We start from the raw sequence: 535 nt of genomic DNA, 5'->3' as shown, positions 1-535 counted from the left end.
AACATCCGCGATATCGAGGATGAAGAAGTCTTTCTGGGGGTGTCTATCTGGGAGCAAAGGCATGCTCACAGGCTACGGGAAATTTGACCCATCAGGAACCCTAAATTTGACCTATCAGGAACCGCGTGGGGTTCGCACCATCGGGAACCAAAGTTTGACCCATCAGGAACCCCCAAGAGGCGATTTTTCGTTTGACCCTTTCGGAACCAGAATTTGACCCTTTCGGAACCCACGTTTGACCCTTTCGGAACCATGTGGATAGTTTCCTTTTATGGTATCAGTGAGTTAAGGGCGATTTTTGGCCCCGTAACATACTCCGTAGGTAACACTATTAACACTAGGCGTTGCCTATGGATTATTCGCCGATCTGAAACACGCAGAACTTCCCGTTCTGCTGATCTGCAATGAACCCGTCCTGCCGAGTGCAGGCCCAATCCAGCCCCATGAGTTGGACGCTGTCTGCAAAATCCCGGCCAAGGTAGGAGAGCACCTCAAAGCGTGGGGCAATTGCGTTTTTGGGATGATCTGACATATT

At 50.3% G+C, this 535-nt stretch carries 1 protein-coding gene; it reads right to left on the bottom strand.

The annotated features are described in order from the left end of the window. Positions 1-355 precede the first annotated feature (355 nt). Positions 356-535 (bottom strand): hypothetical protein (locus ACPGUT_RS16195; protein ID WP_423993142.1); only part of this gene is annotated, 180 nt, incomplete at its 5' end.

The organism is Halocynthiibacter sp. (genome assembly GCF_049608145.1).
Lineage (GTDB): Bacteria > Pseudomonadota > Alphaproteobacteria > Rhodobacterales > Rhodobacteraceae > Halocynthiibacter.
This window is presented reverse-complemented; position numbering and strand designations above follow the sequence as displayed.